Source organism: Actinosynnema sp. NPDC023658 (assembly GCF_040639995.1).
GTDB lineage: Bacteria > Actinomycetota > Actinomycetes > Mycobacteriales > Pseudonocardiaceae > Actinosynnema.
Map to the genome: position 1 here is coordinate 1 of NZ_JBFAAX010000494.1, position 4,388 is coordinate 4,388.

At 72.4% G+C, this 4,388-nt stretch carries 5 protein-coding genes; 3 read left to right on the top strand and 2 right to left on the bottom strand.

Annotated elements, in window-relative coordinates; genetic code table 11:
- Nucleotides 1-265: 265 nt before the first annotated feature.
- Nucleotides 266-1,693: a PQQ-binding-like beta-propeller repeat protein gene (locus AB0G02_RS29745; RefSeq protein ID WP_360800368.1), complete on the bottom strand. Its 1,428-nt coding sequence runs from the start codon at nt 1,691-1,693 to the stop codon at nt 266-268.
- Nucleotides 1,694-1,703: 10 nt separating this feature from the next.
- On the opposite strand from AB0G02_RS29745, the gene AB0G02_RS29750 reads away from it, so the two are divergent.
- Complete coding sequence (locus AB0G02_RS29750; protein WP_360800371.1) at nt 1,704-1,922, top strand: hypothetical protein; 219 nt, start codon at nt 1,704-1,706, stop codon at nt 1,920-1,922.
- 385 nt (nt 1,923-2,307) lie between these two features.
- Here the strand turns inward: AB0G02_RS29750 and AB0G02_RS29755 are convergent, their stop codons facing one another.
- Nucleotides 2,308-2,895, bottom strand: coding sequence for an HSP18 transcriptional regulator (locus AB0G02_RS29755; RefSeq protein ID WP_360800374.1), 588 nt, complete (start codon nt 2,893-2,895; stop codon nt 2,308-2,310).
- A gap of 112 nt (nt 2,896-3,007) precedes the next feature.
- Between AB0G02_RS29755 and AB0G02_RS29760 the strand changes: the two genes are divergently transcribed.
- Together AB0G02_RS29760 and AB0G02_RS29765 are read left to right on the top strand one after the other, a co-directional pair.
- A complete protein-coding gene (locus tag AB0G02_RS29760) occupies nt 3,008-3,445 on the top strand; it encodes an Hsp20/alpha crystallin family protein (protein WP_360800377.1) in 438 nt (145 codons plus the stop codon).
- A 217-nt stretch (nt 3,446-3,662) separates the two neighbouring features.
- Nucleotides 3,663-4,226 (top strand): DUF6886 family protein, encoded by a 564-nt coding sequence (locus tag AB0G02_RS29765; RefSeq protein ID WP_360800380.1) that lies wholly within the window; start codon nt 3,663-3,665, stop codon nt 4,224-4,226.
- Nucleotides 4,227-4,388 lie beyond the last annotated feature (162 nt).

Genomic DNA, 4,388 nt, shown 5'->3' on the forward strand with positions numbered 1-4,388 from the left:
GTTTCGCCCCCCCGGGGGCCTCTAACCATGGCCTACGTGTTACTTGCCCCCCCCGCCCTCGCCTTCACCCACGACGTCGCCACGTTGATCGGCTGCGGGGCGCACCGGCGTCCTCGGCATCCGCCTCGACGGCACCCTCACCCACGAGCCGCCGGCACCGTCCCGGTCGCCGCCGCTACCGCCCGGGACCGCCCGAGACCGCCCGCGTGCGCACCACTGCGTTCCCGGACCTACCCCGTCTGACCCGTTCGTGGGCGGCGGCCGGTCACAGGCCGAACGCGAGCAGCACGTGCCCGCCGTCGGGGTTGGGGTACTCCGGCGCGTACCCGGCCTCCACGTACACCATCCCGTCGGCCACGACCGTCCCGCCGCCGCCACCGGAAATCGCGCCGCCCCGACCCGGCAGCCCGTTGACGCCGGTGAAGGTCCGCAGCGTGTCGTAGGTCCATAGCACCCGGCCGTCACGCGCCGAGTACGCCCGCAGCTTGCCGTCGTTGGCGCCCTCCCACACCAGGCCCGGGCTGCTCGTCACCGCCGGACCGTGCGCCAACGTGCAGATGTCCGGGTAGGCGGCCGCACCACCGGTCGTGCAGCCGTCCGCCGGGTTCGGCGTCTCCCACAGCACGTCGCCGGTCGCCGGGTCCACCGCGAACACCTTGCCCGGGTCCGCGAAGTACGTCGCGATGTAGAGCCGGTGCCCGTCGAAGCTCGTGCCCCACTGGATGCCCGAGATGCCGCCGCTGGGCAGAGGCACACCCAGCTGCCGACGCCACACCACCTCGCCGGTCGCCGCGTCGAACACGTGGTAGACACCCAGCTTCTGCCCCACCCCTACCAGCCTGCGGCCGCCGACGGTGAACAGGTTCGGCGTCGCGCCGATGTCGTAGTCCAACGCCGAGCCGTCCTTCAGACCGGGGCAGTAGCCCTCCGCGTCGGGGGTGTTGCACAAGCCGCGCCACGTGTCGGCCTTCGTCACCTGGTTGCGCCACTTCACCGCGCCCGTGCGGTGGTCCAGCGCCAGCAGCGTGTCGAAGTCGCCCGCGCTGCCGGTGTAGTTCTGCCCCGTGCCGACGTACACCGTGCCGCTGCGCGGGTCGACCACCGGCGAGCTCCACACCCCCGCCCCGGACGGCTCGTACCGGGTCGCGCCGCTCGGCCACGTCCCGACCGCCTGCGGCTCCGGCACCGTGTAGTGCCGCCACACCAACTCGCCCGTGCGCGCGTCCAGCGCGTCGAGGTGGCCGCGGAACGTGCAGCACGGGTAGTTCGGGTCGTCGTTGCCGTCCGGGCCGGTGGCCGCGTTCTCCCCGCTGGACGTGCCGACGTAGACCATGCCGTCGTGCACGATCGGGGAACTGGTCACCGTCGCCGCCGGGTGCGCGTCGACCTGCTTGGCCCACACCACCCGACCCGTGGCCTGGTCCAACGAGTACACGAACCCCCGGATGTCACCGAAGTACACCCGCCCGCCCGACACCGACGGGCCGTCCCACGGGATCGCCGGCCGCCCACCCGGAGCGATGCCCGACAGGTCCGTCGTCCACCGCTCCGCCCCGGTCCTCGCGTCCCGGGCGTAGAACCTGCCGTCCGGTCCGCCGAAGTACGCCACACCGCCGACCACCGCGGGCTGGCTGCGCACCGGGAACTGCGATTCCGGGAACGCGAACGCCCACTTCAGCTTCAACCCCGGCACCGTGCGCGGCGTGATCCGCCACTCCGCCGCCGCGTACCGCGACCCGACCGCGTCCTTCGACCACGTCGCCCAATCACCCGGCCGGCCCGGCGCGGTGGTGGCCGCCGACGAGGCCGACGTCGCCGCCGCACCCGACACCACCGACGCCGCGAGCGACGCCGCCGACACCACCGCGACCAACACCAACGACCGTTTCCGCATTCGCATCGCCATCTCCCCCTACCCCTGATGGAAGCCTCTCCACCGTGGCAGCGGGAGCACGACGTCACGACCGGCGAAAGGACCGGATCGGGTCGGGGAAAGGTTGACCGTGCCCGCACCGATCGGTTGATCCCCCGACCAGGGCGAGAGGGCTACCCTCCGCCCGCCCGGGCGAGGCATCCCGGACCGCGTCCACACCACCGCCCGGTGCCGCACCGCCCTCCGTCACCCACGACCCGACTGACCGCCAACGGTCGCCGGTCGCGATGCAGTAGCCGGTCGCGCGCACCGTCACCGCTCACCAGTCACCGCGTACAGATCAGCAGTCGTCCTGACCCTCGTCGCGAGCGGCGAGCAGCCCACCGGCCACCGATGCGGTGGGACGCCCGCCTCGCACGTGGTCGGTCAGCCCTTCACGGGTTGTCGCGCAGCGGCTGATCGTCACGCAGCACCTGGCCGTTCCGCAGCGTCTGCGTATCGCGTCGCACCTCCTCCGCGCGCTCGTTGACCGCCCGGATCTCGTCGGCCAACTCCGGGTGGCTCGCGCCGACCTTGCCCAGCGACGCCAACAGCGGCTCCAGCAGCGCCACCGCGTCGTCCTGCGCCAAGGCCTCGCGCACCACCACGTCCACCCGACCGACCTGCCCGGCCAGGCTGCGCAACGACGCGGCGTTGTCGCGCGCCCACTGCGACACCGCCCGGTCGGCGGCCCGCTTGTCCCGCTCCGCCCGCACCCGCCCCTCGGCCGTCGCGCCCAGCTCCGACGGACGCAGCCTCAGGTAGCGCCGCTCGGCCGCCTGCCGACTGGCCACCCCGAGCGCGGGCGCGAGCTCGGCCCAGCTCGTGCCCAGCTCACGCGCAGCGGCGATCAACTGCGGCTCCCACCCAGCCAGCTCGTCGCGCAGCCGCCGCAGGAGGACCAGCGCGGACAGCACCTGCCCCGCACTGAGGTCATCCCTGGTGGCCGCCTCTCGGACGGTCTCGTAATCCCCGATCGCCATGACGTCAACCTACCGATGACACGACCACTTGTCAACGACTTGACGACATGCTAGAACTGGTGGCGACAGCGCGAAGACCAGCGCATTGACCGACAACCAGGAGGTGTTCCCCATGTTGATGCGCACGGACCCGTTCCGGGAGCTGGACCGGCTGGCGCAGCAGTTCTTCACCGGACCGGGCACCTGGTCGCGGCCCACGCCCATGCCGATGGACGCCTACCGCGCCGGGGACGAGTTCGTGGTCGAGTTCGACCTTCCCGGCGTCGCGGCGGACGCGATCGACCTCGACGTGGAGCGCAACGTGCTCACCGTCAAGGCCGAGCGGCGCCCCCGCCACACCGGCGACCAGGTCGAGATGCAGGTGTCCGAGCGCCCGCTGGGCGTGTTCTCGCGCCAGTTGTTCCTCGGCGACACGCTCGACGTCGACCGGATCAAGGCCGACTACGACTCCGGCGTGCTGACCCTGCGCATCCCGATCGCGGAGAAGGCGAAGCCGCGCAAGATCACCATTGGCCAGACCGACGGCTCACCGAGGGAGATCAACGCCTGACGGACCAACGCCGTCGGATACCGGATGTGCGCCGGGTCTACGGCTGGTAGGCCCGACGCACATCGCCCACCACCCATCGACGACCACCCGCGACCACGACCGTCGCGACGCCCCGACCGGCAGGGCGACATGCGGCAGCGCAGCAGCACCCGACCACGCCGGTCGACGAACCGGGACGCCACGTCCGGAGTCCGATACCCACCACACCCGGAAACCGGTGGATGGCACCACCCCGGTGACGGCAAGATCGCCCGCCGTGCGCCCGCAGCCAGGAGAAGTACTGCACTTCTCGGAAGACCCGACGATCACCCGCTTCGAGCCGCACATCGCGGCGACGGCACGACAACCCGAGGCCTACGTGTGGGCGGTGGACCACGCTCGGGCCCCCGACTACTGGTTCCCGCGCCAGTGCCCACGCGCGATGGCGTGGGTGGAACCCACCACCAGCGCCGAGGACCGGGCCTGGCTGGGCACCGACCGGGTCCACGCGATCGAGTTCGGCTGGCTCGGCCGGATGCAGACCGCGCGGCTGTACGCGTACCGGTTCGACGCGCGGTCGTTCCGGCCGTTCGGTGACCCGCCCAACGCACACGTGGCCACCGAACCGGTCGAACCGCTCGGCCCACCCGAGCATGTCGGTGACCTGCAGGCCGCGCACGAGGCCGCCGGCAGCGAACTGCGCCAGACGGACAACCTGTGGCCGTTCTGGCGGCAGGTGGTCGCGAGCACGCTCGGGTTCAGCGGCATCCGACTGCGCAACGCCCTGCCGGAGCCGACCTGAATCACCCGAACCGTCGAAGCCCGCCCGAGCCTGCGCCCGCACTGGCCCGGTCCACCCCGGCGGCCTGTACCGACCCGGCCACCGACGGGTAACGCAGGGCCGTGCCCGCGGTCGACCACCCGGACCCGGCGGCGTCACTCCGCCGGCGCGGTGGCGTGACTC